Below are 21,807 nucleotides of genomic sequence, written 5' to 3'. Positions count from 1 at the left end.
CACGGTCAGTACGAGTCGAGGATCTCGACACGCACGCCGCGGCCACCGATACCGGTGACGACCTGGCGCAGAGCCTTGGCGGTACGGCCGCTGCGGCCGATGACGGTCCCGAGGTCGTCGGGGTTGACCCGGACCTCAAGCCGCTTACCGCGACGACCGTTGATCATGCGGACCCGGACGTCGTCCGGGTTGTCGACGATGCCCTTGACCAGGTGCTCCAGCGCGGGCCGGAGAACGTCAGGACTCCGCGGCGGCGTCCCCACCGGCAGTCTCCTCAGCAGTCGCGGTCGACTTGTCCTCGGTCTCGGCCTTCGCCTCGTCGGCCTTCTCCGCCTTCTCGGCGGCGGCCTTCTTGGCGGGGGCCTTCTTCTTCGGCTTGGTCTCCGCGTCCTTGGCGTCCCCACCGGCGGCAAGCGCCTCGGCCTCGTACACGGCGGACTTGTCGACCTTCGGGGCCGCGGTCTTCAGCGGCTCCGGGGCGGGCAGGCCCTTGAACTTCTGCCAGTCACCCGTCTTGGACAGGATGGCCTTGACCGGGTCGGACGGCTGCGCGCCGACGCCGAGCCAGTACTGGACCCGCTCGGAGTTGACCTCGATACGCGAGGGCTCCTCCTTCGGGTGGTAGATGCCCACCAGCTCGATCGCCTTGCCGTCGCGCTTGGTGCGCGAGTCGGCGACGACGATGCGGTACTGAGGGTGGCGGATCTTGCCCATCCGCAGAAGTCGAATCTTTACGGCCACAGCTGTGTTAGCTCCTGTTGCGATATTGGGTGAGCGGTACGGCCGCCACGTAGGGTTGTGGCGCTTTCCGCTCGATGGACTGGCCGTACGACGTCGATGAGAGGGCGCCGCGCACGATCCACTACCAGCGGTCCATCCTACCGACGTCCGATCAGTAGGAACGAGCCAGGTAGGCGACCAGTCCCGCTTCGTCCTCGGAGTCCGGAACGGAGCCGTCGGCGCGGACCAGGCAGCGGACGCTGACGCCCTTGGCGTTGGCCTCGTTCTCGCCTTCGACGCCGCAGTCGGCCCAGGGCAGGCGCGCGAACCCGTCGCCGGCGGCCTCGATGGCCTCGGCGAGCGTGGCGGCGTCGGCCGTGTGCGCCTCACGGTAGGCCAGGGCGGCGTCGTGCAGCGACTTCTGGTCGGCTTCGAGGGCCTCGACGACGGCCTTGGCGACGGCGCCGACCGCGACGGGCGTCTTCGAGCCGTCCACGCGGCGGGCGATGGTGACGTTGCCCTCCTTTAGGTCGCGCGGGCCGAGCTCGATGCGCACGGGGTATCCGCGCAGTTCGGCGTCGACGGCGCGGCGGCCGAAGGGGATGTCGGTGCGGGTGTCGAGCTTCACGCGGACACCGGCGGCCTTGAGCTCCTCGTGGAGCTGCGCGGCGGTCTCGGCGACGCCTTCGCCGTCCTTGACGACGATCACGTAGGCCTGGACGGGCGCGAGGGCCGGCGGGACACGCAGTCCGTTGTCGTCGCCGTGGGCCATGATCAGGCCGCCGACCATGCGGGTCGACACGCCCCACGACGTGGTCCACGCGTGGTGCTGCTGGCCGTCGCCGCCGAGGAAGCCGATGTCGAAGGCCTTGGCGAAGTTCTGGCCGAGCTCGTGCGAGGTGCCCATCTGGAGGGCCTTGCCGTCGCGCATGAGCCCTTCGAGCGTGTAGGTGTCGGTGGCGCCGGCGAACCGTTCGCGGACGGTCTTGCGGCCGACGACGACGGGAATGGCCAGGACGTTGACCATGAAGTCCTCGTACACGTCGTGCAGGATCCGGCGCGCGTAGGCGCGGGCGTCGTCCTTGGTGGCGTGAGCGGTGTGGCCCTCCTGCCAGTGGAACTCCGACGACCGCAGGAAGAGGCGCGTGCGCTTCTCCCAGCGCAGGACGTTCGCCCACTGGTTGAGCAGCAGGGGCAGGTCCCGGTAGGACTGCACCCACTTGGCCATGAACTCGCCGATGACCGTCTCGGACGTGGGCCGGATGACGGCGGGCTCGTCGAGCTCCTTGCCGCCGCCGATGGTGACGACCGCGAGCTCGGGGGCGAAGCCCTCAACGTGCTCGGCCTCGCGCTGCAGGTAGCTCTGCGGGATCAGCAGGGGGAACGACGCGTTCTCCGCACCGGCGTCCTTGATGCGGAGGTCGACCTCGGCCACCATGCGCTCCCAGATGGCCCACCCCGTCGGTCGGATCACCTGCGAGCCGCGGACTGGACCGTTCTCGGCCAGCTCGGCTTTCGCGATGACGTCCTGATACCAACGGGGAAAGTCCTCCGCCTGGGGAGTGAGCACACGTGCCACGGTGATCGCGATCCTTTGCATGATCGTTTGCGCTGGTCAGAGGTGGTGTCCTTCGAAGGTGACACCACGAGGGCAGCCTACAGGGCCGGTTTTGCCCGGCGACAGCGAATATGCACCGCTCAGGCGTGGGCACCCGTGCGGCGGCGCCCGGTCCATTGGGGACTGTCGCCCGGGGGCGGTAGCGTGCCCGCCGTATCCGAGCCGAAGGACCCCGTTGTGAGCGACTCGTTCATCTCCATCCCCCCGCCGACCGCCGACCTGGCCGTGGCGGTGCTGATGTCGGCGGCCGAGCCGCAGGACTGGGCCAGGATCATCGCCGCGCGCCCGGAGATCGTGCGGATCGTCCTCGACGGGAACACCCCGATCCCCACGGAGTTCGCCGAGGTGGCGCTGCGCCGCGGCGAAGGTCTCCTGCTGGTGTCGCTGCTGAAAGGCCACGAGCGGGTCGTCGGCATGCCCGACGTGCTCGACCGCCTCGCCGCGACCGGCCATCCCGAGCTCTTCCATCACGGCGACGGCGACTTCAAGACCCGGCTGCTCGCCTCGGCCCACCTGGGACCGTCCGGCTGGGACGCGCTGGACCTCGCGCGCTGGGTGGACTGGATGCGGCCCGCGGACGAGCTTCGCGGGCGGCGCCGCTACGTCCACTCGCGTCTCCCGAAGCTGCTGACCTCGACCTTGCGGCACGTCGGGCACCTGCTGTCGGAGCGGGAACAGGCGCTCGCCCTGTGGAACCTGCGCGCCGCGGCCGGCCCGGCGGCCGCCGAGGCGTGGTTCAAGGACCTCGGCGAGCTCGGCGAGCGCGCCGCCGCCGAGGTGTCGGCGGGCGGGGACCTGTCGGGGTTGACGGCGTGGGCCGACGGCCCGGAGGCGACGCTCCGTGAGTTGCGGGGCGGGCGTTCCGATCTCGCGTGGCTGGTGGAGCGGCGGACGTCGCTCGACTGGCCGGCGTTGCGGGAGGCGCACGCCGCCGAGCCTTTCGGTGACGAGGCCGCGGGCGTGCTCGCGGCCCGCGCGGACTGCCCGGCGGAGTTCGCCATCGAGTTGTACGTGACGTCGCCGGCCGTGGTGGCCGAACGGGCGGCGCGGATCGGCCGTGCTTTCTGGGCGGCGAAGCCGGTGGGGAGCGCGGCGGTGATCGGGCGGGCGACGAAGACGCTGATCGGGCGTTTCGTGGCCGAGGGCAGGCCCGACGGGCTGTTCGCCGAGGCGCGGCCCGCGGTGGCGGTGCTGGAGGCGCTGCGGGTCACGCGGGAGAAGCATCCGGAGGCGGCGGCCGTGCTGATGGCGGAGTTGTCGGGTCCGGTGTCGGGTTTCGGGGCCGATCCGGCGGCGTGGCGGGCGCTGCGGGCGGCGCTGAAGTCGGCGAAGGGGCTGAGTGTCGAGGAGTTGTTCGACAAGGCGCGGACGATCGCGGGGTCGGGCAAAGCACCGGCGCGGTGGCCGGACGAGGCCGACGTTCCGTCCGACGGGAAGCCGTCGTCGCTGTCGGGGGCGCGGTCGGCGTTCGTGCCGCTCTTCGACGCCGCGGCCGCCGAGACCCGGCTCGCCCTGCTGCCGCACGTGGACGGCCGGACCCGGCATGACGTGTTCACGCAGGGCTCGTGGCGCGCGGAGTGGCTCGACGAGGCCGTCGCGCGCGGGGAGCGTTCGTGGTGCCTGTCGCTGGCGTCGCGGGCGTCGTTGGGCACCGAGGAGATTCAGCGGTTGCTCGAACGCGACGACCCGGAGATCAACGCGCGTCTGTTCACGCGGTCGCGGATCTCGAACCGTCAGCGAACGGCGATCCTGTCGGGCCGTCGCTTCGGTGACGGGGAGGGGCCGGTACCGCTCGATCCCGGGCTGCGGAAGCGGCTGCTCGAACGCGACGGCGGCTGGCGCGGCACCGATGTCATCGACTGCGCCGACGCCGAGTTGCAGACGCACATCCTGTCGAGCGTGCGGGTGCGCGGGGACATGCCGCAGACCCGGCTGCTGCTCGACGCCTGGGAGCGGCACGGCGTGGAGCTGGCGGTGAAGTACGTGAAGGGCGATGTCGGCGGCAGGTCGTACTCGCCGAACCCGATCAGTCCGGCGGTGAAACGCCGCTTCGAGAAGCTCTTCGCTCTCGACGACCCGTCCGGCGAACTCGCCGGGCTGCGCGCCGAGACCGAGGAGTCGCTGACCGCGGCCTGGCAGATCGCCGAGGTCCGCCGGGAGCGCAGCGATCATTTCGACCTGGCGAAGCACTCCCATCACTGGCACTGGCCGGAGCTGCTCGACGCGCACCGGGCCGAGCCGTTCTCGCCGTGGATGGTCAAGGGTTTCGACGCCTCGACCGCGGGCTGCCCCGAGGAGTTCGCGCGGGAGTCGGCGGCGCTCGGCGCCCTGCCGGAGTACGGGGAGTCGTGGAGCGACGCGACGCTCGGCGCCGCGGAGGTGCGGCAACGCCTCGCGGCGCCGCTCCCGCTGGACTACCGGGAGCGGCGCTGGCTGCGGATGGCGGTGGCCCGGGGCGTGATCGACATCGGTGAGGTCGTGGCGACGGCCCATCCCACGGCGATCGCGCTCGCCGGGCTGCCCGGGGAGTCCGGCGAGGCGGTGGCGAAGCTGCTGGCGGGTTCGGTCAACGGCGACGCCGACGCGTGGATGGTGGTCCTGGGCATGATCCGCGACTTCCAGGGCACGCTTCCGGAACTGCTGGCGACGGCGAAGGCGGCGGTCGGCTGAGCCGTCAGCGGCCCGTGCGCGTTTCGTGCGCGGGCCGTCAGCGCCACCGGGAACCGTTCGGGGCACAGGGATTCCCCCGATATTCCGAGGAGCGCGAGATGTCTAACGAATCCACCGTCGTCGCCGGCGGCGCGACCGACTTCCTGACCGTGCGGCACCTGCGGCTGTCCGGCGGCCAGCGTGAGATCGGCCGCGTACTGGGCGCCGAGGCCGCCTCGCACGGCTGGGCGCCGGCGCCGATCGACCCGGTCGTGGGCCGGGCCCGCCGCCTCTGGTTCGAGCGGCACTGGCCGCAGCACGCCGAGCGGCTGCGCGGCATCGCCGACGCGTTCGGCATGGACGCCGAGCGCGACGACGTGCTGTTCGACTCGCCGTCGAGCGTGCCGGAGGGCTCGGGCTGCTCGGTGGTCTTCTGCCCGCCGTCGTCCACACTGGACGGTCATGGCCTGTTCGGCCGCAACTACGACTTCTTCACCATGTCCTGGCCCGAGATGGTCGCGGCCTTCGCCGAACCCGGCGCGCGGGCCGCCGTCCCCGGCGGAACTCCGATCGCCTCGCGGCCGTACGTACTGACCACCGTCCCCGACGAGGGCCTGGCCACGACCATCATCACCATGGACAACCTCGACGGCGCGACCGAGGGCGTCAACGAGGCCGGGCTGTCGGTGGCGCTGCTGATCGCCGACATCACCGCGGCGAAGCCGCCGGAGGGCCCGATGCCGGCGCAGGTCGGGATCAACCCGATGCACCTGGCGCGCTTCGTGCTGGAGACCTGCCGGACCGTCGAGGAGGCGAAGGCCGCCCTGCTCGGGGCCAAGCAGACCGAGGAGGTCGGCTGCCACTACCTGATCGCCGACGCCGAGGGCAACGCCTTCGTGTGGGAGCGCGCGGGCGGTGTCGAGCACATGATCGAGGCCGCGAACGGCGGTCCGCTGTGCGTGACCAACCACCTGCTCAGCCGCAACCCCGACCCGAACAGGCTCCCCGAGGACACCGAGCAGACCTTCCAGACCTACGCCCGCGCCCGCACGCTCGCCGAGCGGACCGTCGACGAGAAGATCGGCCGCGAGTACCTGGAGGAGATCATGGACGAGGTCGCGGTCCCCGCGACGCCCGGCTACCCGTGGCGGACCCTGTGGCGCACGATCGTCGACGTGCAGGACCCCGCCCTGGAGACGCGCTTCTACCTCGGTGACGCCGACGGCGCGGTCCGGCGCAGTGAGGTCCTGCGCTTCAGCCCGCGCTGACCGCGAAGAGGCGCACCGTCCACAGTGGTCACTCCACGGACGGTGCGCCCCTCGTGCGCGGTCCGCTGTCGCCACGGGGGATTAGCTTTGTCGGCACCGGATGGGAGCCCCCGCGTCACGCGGCCGTCCACAAAGGACTGTCACACCCCGGCGTTAGGCTCCACGCAGCCGAGCCGAAGGAAAGCCTTGAGTCCCACGCACATGCCCCACGACCACGAGCAGGCCTTCTCCACCCTGATCGGCGCGGCCGGACCGCTCGACTGGACCGGGCTCACCTCGTCGCTGCGCGGAGAGTTCCTCGTAGTCCTGCGCAAGCGCGAAAACCTCCCCGGCGGTCTGCTCGACACCGTCCTCGCCTCGGACGACGCCGCGATGCTCCAGGCCGTGACCGGCAACCCCGGACTGCGCCACGACCCCGCCGTCCGCGAGCGCCTCGCCGCGACCGGCCACCCCGCCGTCGCCCTCGCCGCGGGCGAGGATCCCGCTCTGCGTCGGGCGACACTGAAGCACGCCGACCCGGAGCATCCCGGCTGGCACGGCCCCGAAGGCGCGCTCGCCCGGCTCCGCCAGATCAAGAACCTCACCGGACTGCGGCCCATGGTCCACGCCCCGTTCCCCGACCTGATCGAGCACGCGCTGACCGTGGCGCCGGTGGCGCTGAGCGAACGCGAACGCGGACACGCATTGCGCGGCCTGTACCGCCATGACGGGGCCGAGACGGCCCGGATCTGGGCCGAACTGCTGGGCGGGAAGGTCGGCGAGCTGGCCTTGGCCGAACTCGACGCGGGCGGCGACCTCTCGGGCCTGCTGGCCTGGGCGGAAGGCACGGAGTCGGCGATCCGGGAACTTCGCCCCGGGCAGCGCGCGGACCTCGGCGAACAGGCCGCCCAGCGCTCCACCTTGGACTGGCCGCTGATCGCGGCCGCGCACGCCGCCGAACCCTTCGACGAGCGCGCGGCCAGGGCCCTGGTGGAACGGCACGACTGCCCACCGGAGATCGTCGCGGTCCTCTACGCGGCGCATCCGCTCGCGGTCGCCGAGATCGCCGGCGGCTTCGACGCCCGCGTCTGGCACGGGGTGAAGGCCTCGGCGTCGGTCCTCGGGAAGTCGACCCGGATGCTGACCCGCCGGGCCCTCGCCGACGGCCTCTCCTGCGGGCTGTTGACCGACGCCGCTCCGGCGACCGCCGTCCTCGCCGGCACTCGCGGCGACCATGCCGGGGACGCGCATCCCGCGCTCGCCGAGCTGACCGCGGCCGTCGCGAAACTCGGCGACGACCCCGCCGCCTGGCGGGCGCTGCGGGCGGCGCTGAAGTCGGCGCGCGGAACCGTCACGGACCTCTTCGGCCACGTCTCGGCCATGGTCGGCGACGGCAAGGCGCCCGCGTCCTGGCCCGAGGCCGCCCCCGCGCCCACGGACGGCAAGGCCCCCTCCCTGTCGGGAGCGCGGGAGGCCTTCATCGCCGTCTTCGACCGCGCCACGGTCGAGGTTCGCCTGGCGCTCCTGCCCGTCCTCGACGATCGCACGCGCTTCGACGTGTTCACCCGCGCCGCCTTCGACCCCCGCCTGATGGAAACCGCGATCGCCCGCGACGAGACCTGGGCGGCGATGCTCGCCGCCCGCATCGGGCTCGACGCGGACTGGCTGCACCGCCTGCTGGCCCTCGACTCTCCCGTGGTCAACGCCCGCATCTTCCACCGGACGGGCGCCACTCCCGAGCAGCGGCGCGCGATCCTGTCCGGCACGCGCTTCGGGCCGGGCGAAGGCCCGGTGCCGCTCCACCCCGAACTACGCGACCGCCTGCTCGCCAAGACCGGCGGCTGGCGCGGCACCGACGCCGTCGACTGCGCCGACACCGAGCTGCAGGAGCACATCCTCCGCCACGTCCGCGTACGCGGCGAGCGCCCGCAACTGCGGCTGCTGCTCAACGCCTGGGAGCGGCACGGCAAGGACCGTGCCCTGCACCTGATCTCCGACTCCTTCACCGGTGCCAACTACTCGCGTCGGCCGATCGGCCGAGGCGCCAAGTCCCGCCTGCGCAAACTCGCCGCGATGCCCGAGCCGGCGGCCGCGCTCGCGGCGCTGCGGGCCGAGCTGGACGCCACGCTGACCGCGGAATGGCAGGTCGCCGAGCTGCGCCGTGAACGCGAGGACCACTTCGTGCTGGCCCGCGAGTCCCACGTGTGGCTCTGGCCCCGGATCCTCGCCGCCCATCGCACCGAGCCCCTGCCGGCGAAGATGCTCGCGGCGATGCGCCACGAGATCAACGAGCTCCCCGCGGAACTGGACGAGGCCGCCGCGGCACAGGGCAACGCCTGGGACGAAGTACTGTCCAGTCCCGGCGGTCCGCTGCGGCGACTGCGCGCCGAGGCCCTCGACGCGGGCTTCGTCAACGGGTTCTGGCTCTCGGGCTGCCTGACCTCCGGCCAGCTGAACACCGGGCAGGTCCTCACCGACGGCTTCCCCGCGATGCGGGCGCTCTCACTGACCGCGCAAGCACTCGCCGAGGAGCCCGAGCCGCTGACCGAGCTGCTCGCCGGGACCGTCGGCGACCGGCCCGACGCCTGGCTTCTCGCCCTGCGCATGCTGCCCGAGTTCCGCGGCACCGTCGCCGAACTCCTGCGCACGGCGGCCGTGGCGGCCTGAGGGGAACGACGTGACGCGCAACGAACGCTACGCCGGAAGCGTGCTGCTCGCCGCCGCCGGCGACATGGACTGGGAGCGAGTGACCACCGCGCTCGGCGACGTCCTCGCCGGCATCCTCGAACGCCTCACCGAACTCCCCGGCGGGCTGCTCGAAACGGTGCTGCGCCATGGTCTCGACGCCCAGCTGGCCGCCCTGATCCGTCGCGACCCCGAGAACACCGACCTGCACACACGGATCGCCGGAACCTGCCCCTGCGGGATGGAGACCCTCCTGACCCTCCCCCACGAGGCGCAGGGCCTGCTGCTGTCCTCTCCCCCGGAACGAGCGTGCTGGCACGGCCCCGACGGCCTCCGCGAAGGGATGCTGCACCACCCCGAGCGCTGGCAGGTCGAGGCCGCCAACGTCCTACGCGCGCCTTTCCCCGAGCTCGTCCGCCACGCCGTCGACAGCCTGTACCTCAGCGAGGCCGAACGGCATCGGGCCCGGCTCGCCATCCACACGCTGGAGGGCACCGAGCCACCCCCCGGCCTCGCCGCACGCACGGCGCTCCTCGAAGGCACCACCGGCCTCATCGAGGAGCTGCGAACCGCGCCCGACCACCTCCACCGCGACGCCATCGGCAAGCGCGGGGTCATCGAGTGGCCCACGGTCATCGAGGCCCACCGCCGCAAACCCTTCTCCGGCATGCTCGTCGACGTTCTCGCCGCGCGCCCCGACTGCTCCGAGGACGCGCTGCTCGCCTTCTACCGCACCGACTCCGCCGTCGTCGTGCGGTCCGCCCACCGCGTCCACCCGGGCCTGCTGACGGCCCCCGCCTCGGTGCCCGCGCCCGACAAGGCCGTCGCCGGGCTCATCACACGCCTCGTCGAGGAGAACGGCCACGCCGCCCTCATCGCCGCCGAGGCCCGACCCGCGCCGGCCGTGCTCGCGGCGGTCCTGCGCCGCTCGGCCTCGCCCGCCTGGAAGCCCCTCACCGACGAACTCGCCGCCCTCGTCACCGAACGGCTCGGCGAGGACCCACGCGCCTGGGACCGCATGCGCGCCCGCCTGCGCCGCTTCGACGGCTCCATCACCGAACTCTTCACCGACGCGCCCCGGCGCAGCGGCCGAGCGGCCGGAGCGGGCCAGCCCGGCGCCGAACGCGCCGCCCTCGCCGGGCTCCTCAGCGTCACCGACACGGTCGTCCAGATGACCGTCCTCGCCGAACTCGACGCCCCCACCACCGCTCTGCTGCTGTCGGAGAGCCCGTTCCGCGCCGACTGGATCGACCACCTCACCTCCTACGGCACCCCGGCCCAGCAGGCCCTCCTGGCCGCGCGACCGGAACTGTCGGCCGCCGAACTCGGCCGCCTCCTCGACCTCGGTGAACCGCTCGTCGACGCCCGCGTCTTCAAGCACCCGAACTGCGACCGCCCGCTCCGTGAGCGCGTCCTCGCCCGCCGCCTCGACCCGGCCTTCCGCCTCGAACTCCGCCGCCTCGGCCGCGACGACTGGCATCCGCGCGACGCCGTCGTGTGCGCCGACACCGAGGTCCAGTGGTCGATCCTGCAGTCCCAGCGCGTCCGCGGCGAGGTGCCGCAACTGCGGATGCTGCTGAACGTGTGGCGGCATCGGGGCACCGAGCGGCTGGTGGAGTTCCACGGTGAACTCAAGGCCCATGCCACCGATCCCCGGCGGCCCGCCTTCCTGGCGACGGTCGACCACGCGCTCCGGGACCTCCTCGCGATCGGCGACGAGGCCGCGGCCGTCGACAGCCTCAGCGCCCGCGTCGCCCACGGCGAGAGCGCGCGCGGCCAGGTCGCGGCCCTGCGCGACCCGGCCGTCGATCCGGTGGCGCTGCTCGCCGAGTCGCACCTGTGGCACTGGCCGGAGATCCTGGCCGCCCACCGCGAAGAGCCCTTCCGCGACGACGTCTTCGGCCGCTTCGCCCACGTCGACGACTGCCCCGCGGACATCCGCGCGGAGTCCGAGCGGGTGCTGGTCGGACTCAGCCCGGCCGAGCGCGCGATCCTCGGCGGTGCCGAGAGCGGCGCCGTGGTCGGGAAGAACCCGTTGAGCCACCGTTACGAGGAGCGCGCCTGGATCCGCCGTGCCCTCACCGCCGGCCGACTGTCCACAACGGACCTGCTGCTGCACGCGCGGCCCGCGGTGGGCGCCCTGCGCCTGATCGGGGAACTCATCGAGGATCCGCCGCCCGCGTTCGACGCCGCGCGGGCGCGCGCGACACTGTCGGACATGGTCCGCCACACCCTCGGCACCGACCAGGACGCCTGGATCCTCGCCGTTCGGCTGCTCGACGAGTTCGACGGCCCCGTCGCCGCGCTGCTCGCCACCGCCGCCACCGTCATGGGAACGGAGGGGCGTTGACGACCCCCGAAGCCGCCACCGGTCACTCCCATCCCCATCCCCGCAGGCCCGTCGACCTCGCCGACCGGCACGCCCTCGTCGCGCACGAACCAGCCGAGCCGGAGGTGATCGAGCGGGCCCGGGCGCTGAAGGAGTCGGCGCTGCTCGACCTCGGCATCAGCGACAGCGTCATGACGTCCTGGCTGTACGCCAAGTGCCATCACCAGATCGCGACGACCGCGATCGACACCGCCGCGGTCGTCGCGACCGGCGCGGGCGCGTGCATGCTGCTGTACAACCCGGACTTCTTCTGCCGCCTCGACGTCGCGGGCGTCAAGTTCGTGCTGTTCCACGAGGCGCGCCACCTGGTGCACCGGCACATGTACGTCGAGCGTGAGCTGCGCGAAGACCCGGTCTTCACCATCGCCGCCGAGGTGAGCATCAACCACGTCGCGATGCGGCGCCTTGGCCGCTCCACGCTGCCGGGCGAGCGCCTCGCCGACGGGACGGTCCGGCCAACCGGCGTCGATCCCGCCGAGGTCCACGAGGCCTACCGGCGCGATCTGCGCGGGCAGGGCCTGGAACCACTGTCCTTCGAGGACTTCGTGGAGACCGACATGACCGTCTACGCCGAACTCAAGCGCATGAGGCATCCTCCGGGCCCGTCGTACGTGTGCATCCACGGCGACGGGGGTGTGCCGCTCGACGACGAGACCGTCGCGCGCATCGGCCGGGCCGTGCTGGAGGAGACGATGCGGCAGGCGCGCCGGGGGAACCGGTCGGCGAAGGACGAACTGCTCGACCTCGCCGGGCGCAGCGACGGCGACGACGACGGCCTGAGCAAGATGTGGGGCGAGCTGGGGCTGTCCGCGCTGCGCGGGCAGACGCCGAAGACGCGCCGGGTCGACTGGTGGAAGCGCTGGCTGATCGACGTGCTGGCCTCGAAGCTGCGGGAGGGCGAACGGCTGGTCTACCCGAAGAAGCTGGGCGCGGTCCTGCTGTCGCTGGGGCACGAGCCGCTGCTGTCGCGGCGGGGGCGGGAGCGGACGAAGGTGGTGCTGGTCGCCTTCGACACCTCGGGTTCGATGTCCGATGACGTCGTGGAGTGGCTGACGACGCTGGTGGGGCAGACCGACGGGGTGGAGACGCACTGGCTGAGCTTCGACGGGGTCGTGATGCCGTTCAAGCCCGGTGAGCGGGTGCACGGCGGCGGGGGCACGAATTTCCAGAACGTCGTGGACTACGCCGAGGGCCGTCTTGAGGTCGGCGGCGCGACCTTCGAGGAGAAGGCCGACGCGGTGATCATGGTGACCGACGGGTACGCGCCCGTGGTGTCGCCGGCGGAGCCGGGCAAGTGGATCTGGCTGATCACCGACGGAGGCGACGACTGGCCGGAAAGACACGATCCGCCGATGGCCTGCCATCGGGTCACCACGGGAGAGCGATGACGGAGCTGATGACCGGGGACAGGCGCGGGACGCCGCGCAAGGCGAAGGCCGCGGCGAACGCGCCGGAACCTTCGGCCCTTGAGCGTTTCATCGACGCGATGATCGCGATGGGCCAGACCGGGCAGGTGTTCGGCGAGCATGGGATCGGGAAGACGGCGACCTTCCTGTCCTACATCCCGAAGCGGTATCCCGACACCGAGGTGGTGCTGGTCCCGGCGGCGAACCTGACGCCGGACGACCTGCTGGTCAACGCGCCGGTCCGGACGGACCGGGGCGGGCTGGCGCTGCGGCAGCTGATCATGAAGCAGCTCAATCCGGGCCGGCCGTTCGTGCTGTTGCTGGACGACTCGCTGCAGGCCGGGGACACCATCCAGTCGCAGCTGATGCAGATCGCGTGCGACTGGACCCTCGGCGAGCACGATCTGCGGGAGCTGGGCTGTGTCGGGGTGTTCCTCACCGACAACGAGTCCTCGGCGGAGACCAGTGCCCGGCGCAGTGACCTGGCGGTCCTCGACCGGATGGTGACGATGCGGATCAGCGCCAACGACACCTCGTGGCGGCGGTTCCTGTCGGCGCGGTATCCGTCGTGGGATCTGGCGCCGGTGTTCCAGGTCTGGGCGGCGCAGGCGCCCGTGGTGCGGCAGCTGCTGTCGCCGCGGACGCTGCAGCACGTCCTGGACTGCGCGCGGGAGGGTTTCCCGCTGGAGTGGGGTCTGCCACTGGTGAACGGGACGCGGTTGCGGCTGGCCGATGAGCAGAAGGGCAAGCCGCGCGACTTGACCGATGAGATCCTGGGCCGGATCGGCAAGGCCCTGGGCGTCTCGTCGCCGGCGACGGTCGCCGACCCGGTGCGGCGGATTCTGCGGGCGGCGATCCGCAACCGGTGGGCGGTGCTGCTGCAGGGGCCTCCCGGGTGCGGGAAGACGGCGGTGACGAAACAGGTCGTGCGCGACGAGATCGGTCGTGACCCGGTGTACTTCTCGCTGCCGGTGACGAATGTGGAGGATCTGTGCGTGCCGGTCCCCACGCCCGACGGGAGCCTGGAGGCGCTGTTGACGCGCAGCCTGCTGGGTCGTGAACCGAAGGTCCTGGTCTGGGACGAGTACAACCGGCCGAAGGACAAGGCGGCTTTCGCGAAGTTGATGGAGGTCACGCAGGAGTGGACCCTCGCGGGCCGTCCGATCCAGAACCTGAAGGCGCAGATCGCGTTGCAGAATCCGCCGTATCACCTGGGCCGCAAGCTGATGGTGTCGAGCAACAACGTGGCCCAGGCGAGCCGTTTCACGGTGAGTTATGAGGTCCGGCCCGATGACATCCCGGCCAACCAGTGGCTGATCGACACTTACGGCCACACCGCCGAGGTGGTGCTGGAGTGGTGGAAGAACGACATCGACGATGAGGGCCGCGAGTGGGTCACGAAGCGGACGATCGAGCGGTTGATCAAGCTGCACCGGCATGAACAGCCGTTGCGGACCGGGCTGATCTATCTGGGCGACGGCGACTACGCGCCGGTGTCGCTGTCGGGGCTTGAGGCGCGTCTGGCCGACAACAAGCCGGTGGGTCTGCGTGAACTGGCCTCCGACGTCGACGGCTGGGAGGCGCGGTTGATGATCGCGGCCGAGTCGAACGACGAGGGCACCGACGTCACGGACCTGGTGCACCAGGTCTTCGCCAACGCCGAGGCCTCGCAGCTGCGGGACAACATCGAGGTCGTGGCGCGGTTGCTGCTGCACCTGCCGCCGAAGCTGCGCGCGACGTACCTGGTCGGGCAGACACCGGAGAAGCAGCGGGTGTGGGTCGACGCGGTGGCGGCGATGGCGAAGCTGCGGTAGGGACCACCCGGGGGCGGGCTACTTGACGACCCGTCCCCGCAGCACGATCCGTTTCGGGTCCCGCAGCACGCGCAGGTCCTTTCGCGGGTCGGTGTCGTAGGCGACGAGGTCGGCGAGCCCTCGCTCGGTCAGCGAACCGAAACCGAGCCAGTCCCGGCCGCGCCAGCTCGCCGCGGCGATGACCTCCTCGGTGGGGATCCCGGCGAGTTCGTTGAGCAGGATCATCTCCTCGGCGGCGAGACCGTGGTCGATGCCGCCCCCGGCGTCGGTGCCCACATAGATCGGCACGCCCGCCTCGTGCGCGGCCCGCACGACCTCGGGGAACCCGGTCTTGAGGCGGCGCATGTGCTCGGCGTAGACGGGGAACTTCGGGTCGGCGTGGGCGGCGATGTCGTCGAAGGTCGCGATGTTGATCATCGTCGGGACCAGCGCGGTGCCCCGGGCGGCCATCTCGTCGATGAGGTCGAGCGACAGGCCCGTGCCGTGTTCGACGGAGTCGACGCCGGCCCGCACGACGGCGGCGACGGCCTCCTCACTGAAGGTGTGCACGGCGACTTTGGCGCCCGCGTCGTGGGCGGCGTCGATCGCGGCGGCGAGCACGGAGGCGTCGTAGGTGGGGCCGAGGTCGCCTTCACCGCGGTCGATCCAGTCGGCGACGAGTTTGATCCAGCCGTTGCCGAGTTCGGCCTGCTCGGCCGCGCGGAGCGGCAGCTCCTCGGGCGTGCACTCGATCGCGACGCCCCGGAGGTAGCGCTTCGCGGGCGCGAGGTGGCGGCCCGCGCGCACGAGTCGCGGCACGTCGGGATCGTCGTCGAGTTCCGGGTACGGGAAAGGCGAACCCGCGTCACGGATGGCGAGGACACCGGCGTCCCGGTCGACGGCGGCGAAGGCGCGGGCCTCGTCGAGCGAGGTCACCGGGTTCGAGCCGCGTTTGATGCCGATGTGGCAGTGCGCGTCGACGAGACCGGGGAGGACGAAACCGCCGTCGACGATCGTGCGGGCGCCCGCGATCGGCTCGAAGGTGACCGTGTCCCCGTACAGGTACAGGTCGGTCACCTCGTCACCGGGCAGGACGACGGCACGGACGTGCAGCGGCTCCACCTCGCGCGGCACGGACGTCAGTCCTTCTTTTTCTTGCCGCCCAGCTGACCGAAGTCGATATTGGGCATCTGGAAGTCCGAGGGCAGACCCGAGGGGTCCTGACCGGGCAGCTGCGCGGGCGGTTTCGGCCCGAACATGCCGCCGGCGATGCCGCCCGAGCGCACGTTGCGCTTCTTGACCTTGCCGTTCTTGCCCTTGCGCTTGATCGTCGGCGACTTCGTGGCCTTCCGGCCGCCCGGCATGCCCATCATGCCGCCCATCTGCTTCATCATCTTCTGCGCGTCGAAGAAGCGGGTGATGAGCTGGTTGACGTCGTTGACCGAGGTGCCCGAGCCGTTGGCGATGCGGATCCGCCGCGAGCCCTTGATGACCTTCGGGTCCTCGCGCTCACCGGGCGTCATCGAGCGGATGATCGCGGTGACCTTGTCGAGGTGCTTGTCGTCGAGGTCGGCGATCTGGTCCTTCATCTGCCCCATGCCGGGCATCATGCCCAGCAGGTTGGCGATCGGGCCCATCTTGCGGACCGCGAGGAGCTGCTCCAGGAAGTCGTTGAGCGTGAAGGTCTCACCGCCGAGCATCTTGGCGGTCATCCGCTCCTTCTGCTCCTCCTCGAAGACCGTCTCGGCCTGCTCGATGAGGGTCAGCACGTCGCCCATGCCGAGGATGCGCGAAGCCATCCGGTCGGGGTGGAAGACGTCGAAGTCGGTGAGCTTCTCGCCCGTGGAGGCGAACATGATCGGCTGCCCGGTGACCTCCCGGACCGACAGGGCGGCACCACCGCGCGCGTCACCGTCGAGCTTGGAGAGGACGACACCGGTGATGCCAACGCCGTCGCGGAAGGCCTCGGCGGTGGTGACGGCGTCCTGACCGATCATCGCGTCGATGACGAACAGGACCTCGTCGGGGTTCGTGACATCGCGGATCGCCGCGGCCTGCGCCATCATCTCGGCGTCGATGCCGAGACGGCCGGCGGTGTCGACGATGACGATGTCGCGGGCGTGGCGGGTCGCGTGCGCGAGAGAGTCCTTGGCGACCTCGACGGGGTCGCCGACGCCGGAGCCGGGCTGGGGCGCGTAGACCTCGACGCCCGCGCGCTCGCCCATGACCTTGAGCTGCTCGACGGCGTTGGGGCGCTGGAGGTCGGCGGCGACGAGGAGCGGCTCGTGGCCCTGGCCTTTGAGCCACAGCGCGAGCTTGCCCGCCAGGGTCGTCTTACCGGCGCCCTGGAGGCCGGCGAGCATGACGACCGTGGGGGGCTGTTTGGCGAAGGTCAGGCGGCGAGACTCGCCGCCGAGGATCGCGATGAGCTCCTCGTTGACGATCTTGATGACCTGCTGGCCGGGGTTGAGGGCTTTCGACACCTCGGCACCGCGGCAGCGTTCTTTGACGTGCCCGATGAAGGTGCGCACGACGGGCAGCGCGACATCGGCCTCAAGCAATGCCAGCCGGATCTCGCGCGCGGTGGCGTCGATGTCGGCGTCGGTGAGGCGTCCCTTGCCGCGCAGCTGGTTGAAAATGCCGGACAGGCGCTCGGAAAGAGTGTCGAACACTGGTGGTCGTCCTCGCTGTCAACTCATAGCAGGTCCCAACGAGCCTATCCGGCCGGAGCCGGACACGGCACATGGCCCGCGACAACCCCTCGCGGGCCATGTGCCGTCAGGTGCCTATTTGGCGGCGCCGACCAGTTCGCCTTCGGTCTCGTCGGCCTGCTCGGCCTGTTCGGTGGCCGAGGCGTCCTCGTCCTCGTAGGCGAGGACGTAGCCCTCTTCGGCGTGTTCGTGGGTGTCGATCCCGGCGACCTCGCCCTCGGCGGGGACGCGCAGGCCGATGGTGAGCTTCAGCACGAGGCCGATGACGGCGGCCACGAGCGCCGAGAAGACCGCCACGATGCCGACCGCCGCGGCCTGCTTGCCCAGCAGCGAAGCACCCCCGCCGTAGGCCAGACCCGCGCTGACGCCCTCGGGCACCAGCGAGCCCACCGCGAAGACACCGATCAGGACCGACCCGACCGCACCGGCGACCAGGTGGACACCGACGACGTCGAGCGAGTCGTCGTAGCCGAGACGCTTCTTCAGCAGGATCGCGAAGGGGCACAGCGCACCGGCGATGACGCCGATGGCGAGCGCCCCCAGCGGTTCGACGTAGGCACAGGCGGGCGTGATGGCGACGAGCCCGGCGACCGCGCCACCGCAGGACCCGAGCAGCGTCGGCTTGCCAAGGCGGATCCAGTCGACGATCATCCAGGCGACGACCCCGGCCGCCGTGGCGACCTGCGTGTTGATGAAGGCGAGCGCGGCGATCCCGTCGGCGGCGAGTTCGGAGCCGGCGTTGAAGCCGAACCACCCGAACCACAGCAGGCCCGTGCCGAGCAGGACGAGGGACATGTTGTGCGGCTTGTGGTCGCGGTGCGGCCAGCCCAGTCGCTTCCCGAGGACGAGGATCAGGCCGAACGCGGCGGCTCCGGCGTTGACGTGGACAGCCGTGCCACCGGCGAAGTCGAGAGCGCCGATCCCGGTGTCACGGTTCCCGATGAACCCGCCACCCCACACCCAGTGCGCGACGGGGAAGTACACGACCGAAGCCCACACCACGGCGAAGACGAGCCAGGAACTGAACTTCATGCGCTCGGCCACCGCACCCGAGACGAGCGCGACGGTGATCCCGGCGAACATCATCTGGAAGACGACGAACAGCAACTCGGGCAACCCCGTCGACGTCACCGCGTCCTGAAGGTCACGAAGCCCGGCCGCCGTGAAGTCCCCGATGACGGCCCCGGTGCCCTTGAAGGCGACGCTGTAGCCGTAGGCGACCCACAGGAGGCTGACGATGGCCAGGGCCGACAGGTTCATCATCAGCATGTTGACCTTGCTCTTGGCACGCGTCAGCCCGCCGTAGAACAGGGCAAGGCCCGGCACCATGAGAAGTACGAGTGCTGAGGCGATCAGCACCCAGGCTGTGTTACCGGCGTCGAGTTCCATGCCGAGTCCTTCCGGTGTCAAGTGAACGTGGGGACAGCGTCGAGCAGGGGTGTTTCACCGACGAGCCGCGCGTGTTACGGACATGTCGACCGATGTTTCGAAGACGTGAACTTCTGCTCACAACGCAGGTGGCGTGGGTCTTGGGGGCCCGGACAGGGCTCGATGGCCCGGACAGGCATGGCGGCGCGGGCGGGCACGGCGGCGCGGGCGGGGTGGGTGCGGCGGACGGCAACGCGAGCGGGCGAGGGCACGCCGTGAACATCAACGGCACGAAGACGGGCGCGCACGAACCGACCCCGCATGACGAGCTCGCGATGGCGGCGACACGCGGACTAGAACAGCGGCATCAGCGAAAGCCGCACGACGAGCGAGTTCGCCAGGACGCCCACCGAGCGAAAGCGGCGGCGATCACGAACGCCGGCGACACGGGTGACACTCCAAACGAAAAAGCAGCCGATACGAACTGTCACACCCTGTCCGTATTGTGATTTTTGGGGCCCCTTTGGGCACGAGGGGGAAGCGCGCGATTCGTTCAGACGCGCGCCGCCGAACGCTGCCCAGCGCAAAGCGACGGACAGCGTGCGGTGCGCTGCGTGCTGCCTGCTGCCTGCTGCCTGCTGCCTGCTGCCTGCAGCCTGCAGCGAACGCCCCCCACGAGACGAAACACGTGCGCGCGGACGTGTTCGGTGAGGTCACACCGTCGCAGCGAACGCCCCCACGAGACGGAACCCCCAGGTCGCGCCAGCGCGACCCACCCACCACTAACCTCTGTCTCCGTCGCTTCGGCCGTTGATTGGACGACATGAAGGTTCTGGGGCTGTCAAGGGCGCTCTTTCCCTTGACTGCCCCAGGTTCTTCATGTGCCCTTGAAAAGGCCGATAAGACGGAGACAGGCGAGTGCCAAACAACCTCAGCCCGCATCCCAGCCACCCGACCGGAGACCGCCAAGGCACCCCCAGTCTCCCGAGCGAGGCCGGGGGTCAAGGGGGCGAAGCCCCTTGCGGGGTCCGGGGCAGAGCCCCGGTCACGGCCCGAAACCACAGCCCCCGGCAACGCAACGCAACGCAACGCCACCCGCACCCGCACCCGCACCCGCACCCGCACCCAAGGAAACACCCCCTCAGCGCAGCGAGCACCCCCACCCCACCCTCACCTCAGCGCATGATCCAAAATGAACCGCTCCTGATCCAGCAACCGCAAGTCCCGCACCGGCCGCCGCAGATGCCCCTTGTGCACGATCCGAATGAACGCCGGATCTCCCGCCGCCGCCATCCGCCGGATCCCCTCGACGTGATCCACGATCCGCTTCCGGATCACCCGGATGAACCGCGCCCGGTCCCGCGCCGACAGCCCGTACGCGTCAGCGAACAACCGCAGCCTCCGCGGCCGATCCGGCCGCTTCCACCCCAGCGTGTAGGAGTCCCTGTCCGTGAACAACGGCACCCACGTCCAAGCCGCGTACGCCACGTCGTAGATCCGCGCCCCCGGCGACGCGAGATCGAAGTCGATCATCGCCAGGGTCCCGTCGGGCCGCCAGATCACGTTGTGCGGGGCCGCGTCGTGGTGGCAGATCACCTCGGTGTCCGGCGGCGGGGGCCCGAACGACCTCCACACCGCTCCCGGGGGAGGCACGAAGCCGTACTGCGCGTCGTGGAACATCCGCAGCATCGTCGCGACCGTCTGCAGTGCCTCGTCGGTCGTCCAGTGCGGCGCGAGCGGGTACTCCCCGCACTCACCCTCCAGGTACGACAGAACCTCACGTCCGTGCTCGTCGTTCCCCAGGGCTCTGGGCGCCCCGGTGAAACCGCGCACCTCCAGATGCCGAAGGAGCGAGTGAACCGCGGGTGTCCACGGCCCGGTGTTACGGCGAACCGTGTCACCGAGCCGCACCACGGTACTGGTGTTACCGCCGTGAAGCGGAACCTCCTGCTGCGTCACCGACCACCACCGTCAATACGAGGTTCAGCCCGAGACCTTCGCGTCCCGTTCGTCACCGAGCAACGCGTCCACGAAGTCGCTGACATTGAACGGCGCGAGATCATCGGGACCTTCACCGAGTCCGACGAGCTTAACCGGAACACCGAGCCTGCGCTGTACTGCGATGACGATGCCGCCCTTGGCGGTCCCGTCCAGCTTGGTGAGCACCACTCCCGAAACGTCGCAGACCTCGGTGAACACCCTTGCCTGTTCGAGGCCGTTCTGTCCGGTGGTGGCGTCGAGCACGAGCAGCGTCTCGGCCACCGGCCCGTGCTTTTCCACGACCCGCTTGACCTTGCCGAGCTCGTCCATCAGGCCGGCCTTGTTCTGCAGGCGCCCCGCGGTGTCGATCATGACCGTGTCGACGCCCGCGTCGATGCCCTTCTTGACCGCGTCGAAGGCGACGCTGGCCGGGTCGGCCTTCTCCTCGCCGCGCACGACTTCGGCCCCGACCCGGTGCGCCCAGGTCGCGAGCTGGTCGACGGCGGCGGCGCGGAAGGTGTCGGCGGCGCCGAGAAGGACGGTACGGCCGTCGGCGACCAGGACCCGGGCGATCTTCCCGCAGGTCGTGGTCTTCCCGGCACCGTTGACACCGACGACGAGCATCACGGCGGGCTTCCCGTCGCGCGGCTCGGTGTGCAGCGTCCGGTCCATGTCGGGGTCGAGGGCGATCGTCAGCTCCTCGGCGAGCAGCTTGCGCAGCTCGACGGCGGTGCGGGTACCCAGGACGCGGGTGCGTTCCCGCAGCCGGTCGACGATGACGGTCGTGGGCTGGACGCCGACGTCGGCGGCGAGGAGCGTGCCCTCGATCTCCTCCCACACGTCCTCGTCGAGCTTGTCGCTGGCGAGCAGGCTCAGCAAACCGCGGCCGATGGCGTTCTGGGACCGGGCGAGCCGCGCGCGCAACCGCACGAGCCGGCCGACGGTCGGTTCGGGGACCTCGACGACGGGCTCCGCGGGCTTCTCGGCGACGACCTCGGGCGCTTCGGGCGCCTCGACGACCGGCGCCTCCGCCTCCTCCACGGCCGTGGCCGACGACGCCGGTGGCTCGGGCTTCGTCACCTGCTCGGCGGGCTCGCTTTCACGGCCCTTGCGGAGTCGGGGTACGACGAGGAGCGCGGCGCCGATGATGACGACGAGCGCCACCACGGCGTAGAGCCACCAGTTGTCCATGCGTGAATCCTTGCAGACGTGAGTGCGAATGGGGCGGTGCCCGCGGACGG

Annotated in this window: 15 protein-coding genes; 7 read left to right on the top strand and 8 right to left on the bottom strand. The window is 71.0% G+C overall.

Features of this window, described 5'->3' with window-relative positions:
• Positions 1–5: 5 nt before the first annotated feature.
• The 3 genes from HNR73_RS01625 to proS all read right to left on the bottom strand — a co-directional run bounded on the left by HNR73_RS01625 (position 6) and on the right by proS (position 2,299).
• The gene (locus HNR73_RS01625) at positions 6–263 is read right to left on the bottom strand and encodes an RNA-binding protein (protein ID WP_184785382.1); all 258 of its coding nucleotides are present in this window, start codon (positions 261–263) and stop codon (positions 6–8) included.
• A complete protein-coding gene (gene rpsP / locus HNR73_RS01620) occupies positions 238–741 on the bottom strand; it encodes a 30S ribosomal protein S16 (RefSeq protein WP_184785381.1) in 504 nt (167 codons plus the stop codon). The genes HNR73_RS01625 and rpsP overlap by 26 nt, the downstream gene beginning before the upstream one ends.
• A 151-nt stretch (positions 742–892) precedes the next feature.
• Positions 893–2,299 carry a proline--tRNA ligase gene (gene proS, locus HNR73_RS01615; RefSeq protein WP_184785380.1) on the bottom strand — a complete coding sequence of 469 codons (1,407 nt, stop codon included), beginning with the start codon at positions 2,297–2,299 and terminating at the stop codon, positions 893–895.
• Between the two features lie 216 nt (positions 2,300–2,515).
• On the opposite strand from proS, the gene HNR73_RS01610 reads away from it, so the two are divergent.
• The 6 genes from HNR73_RS01610 (at position 2,516) to HNR73_RS01585 (ending at position 14,528) form a co-directional block, all read left to right on the top strand.
• Entirely contained in the window at positions 2,516–5,008 is a 2,493-nt protein-coding gene (locus HNR73_RS01610; RefSeq protein ID WP_184785379.1) for a hypothetical protein, read from the top strand.
• Positions 5,009–5,106: 98 nt separating this feature from the next.
• Entirely contained in the window at positions 5,107–6,255 is a 1,149-nt protein-coding gene (locus HNR73_RS01605) for a C45 family autoproteolytic acyltransferase/hydrolase (protein ID WP_184785378.1), read from the top strand.
• Between the two features lie 186 nt (positions 6,256–6,441).
• Complete coding sequence (locus HNR73_RS01600; RefSeq protein WP_184785377.1) at positions 6,442–8,901, top strand: hypothetical protein; 2,460 nt, start codon at positions 6,442–6,444, stop codon at positions 8,899–8,901.
• Positions 8,902–8,911: 10 nt separating this feature from the next.
• Entirely contained in the window at positions 8,912–11,269 is a 2,358-nt protein-coding gene (locus tag HNR73_RS01595) for an amino acid adenylation domain-containing protein (protein ID WP_184785376.1), read from the top strand.
• Complete coding sequence (locus tag HNR73_RS01590) at positions 11,266–12,696, top strand: DUF2201 family putative metallopeptidase (RefSeq protein WP_184785375.1); 1,431 nt, start codon at positions 11,266–11,268, stop codon at positions 12,694–12,696. Before HNR73_RS01595 ends, HNR73_RS01590 begins: the two co-directional genes overlap by 4 nt.
• On the top strand, positions 12,693–14,528 hold the full coding sequence (locus HNR73_RS01585) for an ATP-binding protein (RefSeq protein WP_203686112.1): 1,836 nt from the start codon (positions 12,693–12,695) through the stop codon (positions 14,526–14,528). Before HNR73_RS01590 ends, HNR73_RS01585 begins: the two co-directional genes overlap by 4 nt.
• A gap of 18 nt (positions 14,529–14,546) precedes the next feature.
• On the opposite strand, the gene HNR73_RS01580 is transcribed toward HNR73_RS01585, so the two are convergent.
• The 3 genes from HNR73_RS01580 to HNR73_RS01570 all read right to left on the bottom strand — a co-directional run bounded on the left by HNR73_RS01580 (position 14,547) and on the right by HNR73_RS01570 (position 18,607).
• A complete protein-coding gene (locus HNR73_RS01580) occupies positions 14,547–15,641 on the bottom strand; it encodes an amidohydrolase family protein (RefSeq protein WP_239122095.1) in 1,095 nt (364 codons plus the stop codon).
• Positions 15,642–15,646: 5 nt separating this feature from the next.
• Positions 15,647–17,179 (bottom strand): signal recognition particle protein, encoded by a 1,533-nt coding sequence (gene ffh, locus HNR73_RS01575; protein ID WP_184785374.1) that lies wholly within the window; start codon positions 17,177–17,179, stop codon positions 15,647–15,649.
• A 114-nt stretch (positions 17,180–17,293) separates the two neighbouring features.
• Positions 17,294–18,607 (bottom strand): ammonium transporter, encoded by a 1,314-nt coding sequence (locus HNR73_RS01570; protein ID WP_184785373.1) that lies wholly within the window; start codon positions 18,605–18,607, stop codon positions 17,294–17,296.
• A 254-nt stretch (positions 18,608–18,861) separates the two neighbouring features.
• Between HNR73_RS01570 and HNR73_RS01565 the strand changes: the two genes are divergently transcribed.
• Positions 18,862–19,095: a hypothetical protein gene (locus HNR73_RS01565; RefSeq protein ID WP_184785372.1), complete on the top strand. Its 234-nt coding sequence runs from the start codon at positions 18,862–18,864 to the stop codon at positions 19,093–19,095.
• Positions 19,096–19,756: 661 nt separating this feature from the next.
• On the opposite strand, the gene HNR73_RS01560 is transcribed toward HNR73_RS01565, so the two are convergent.
• Positions 19,757–20,545, bottom strand: coding sequence for an aminoglycoside phosphotransferase family protein (locus HNR73_RS01560; protein WP_184785371.1), 789 nt, complete (start codon positions 20,543–20,545; stop codon positions 19,757–19,759).
• Between the two features lie 24 nt (positions 20,546–20,569).
• Positions 20,570–21,757, bottom strand: a complete 1,188-nt coding sequence (gene ftsY / locus HNR73_RS01555) for a signal recognition particle-docking protein FtsY (protein WP_184785370.1) — start codon at positions 21,755–21,757, stop codon at positions 20,570–20,572.
• Between the last annotated feature and the right edge of the window lie 50 nt (positions 21,758–21,807).

This window comes from Phytomonospora endophytica, from assembly GCF_014202425.1.
Lineage (GTDB): Bacteria > Actinomycetota > Actinomycetes > Mycobacteriales > Micromonosporaceae > Phytomonospora > Phytomonospora endophytica.
Note: the sequence above shows the minus strand (reverse complement) of the source record. Positions and strands in the feature narration are given on the sequence as shown.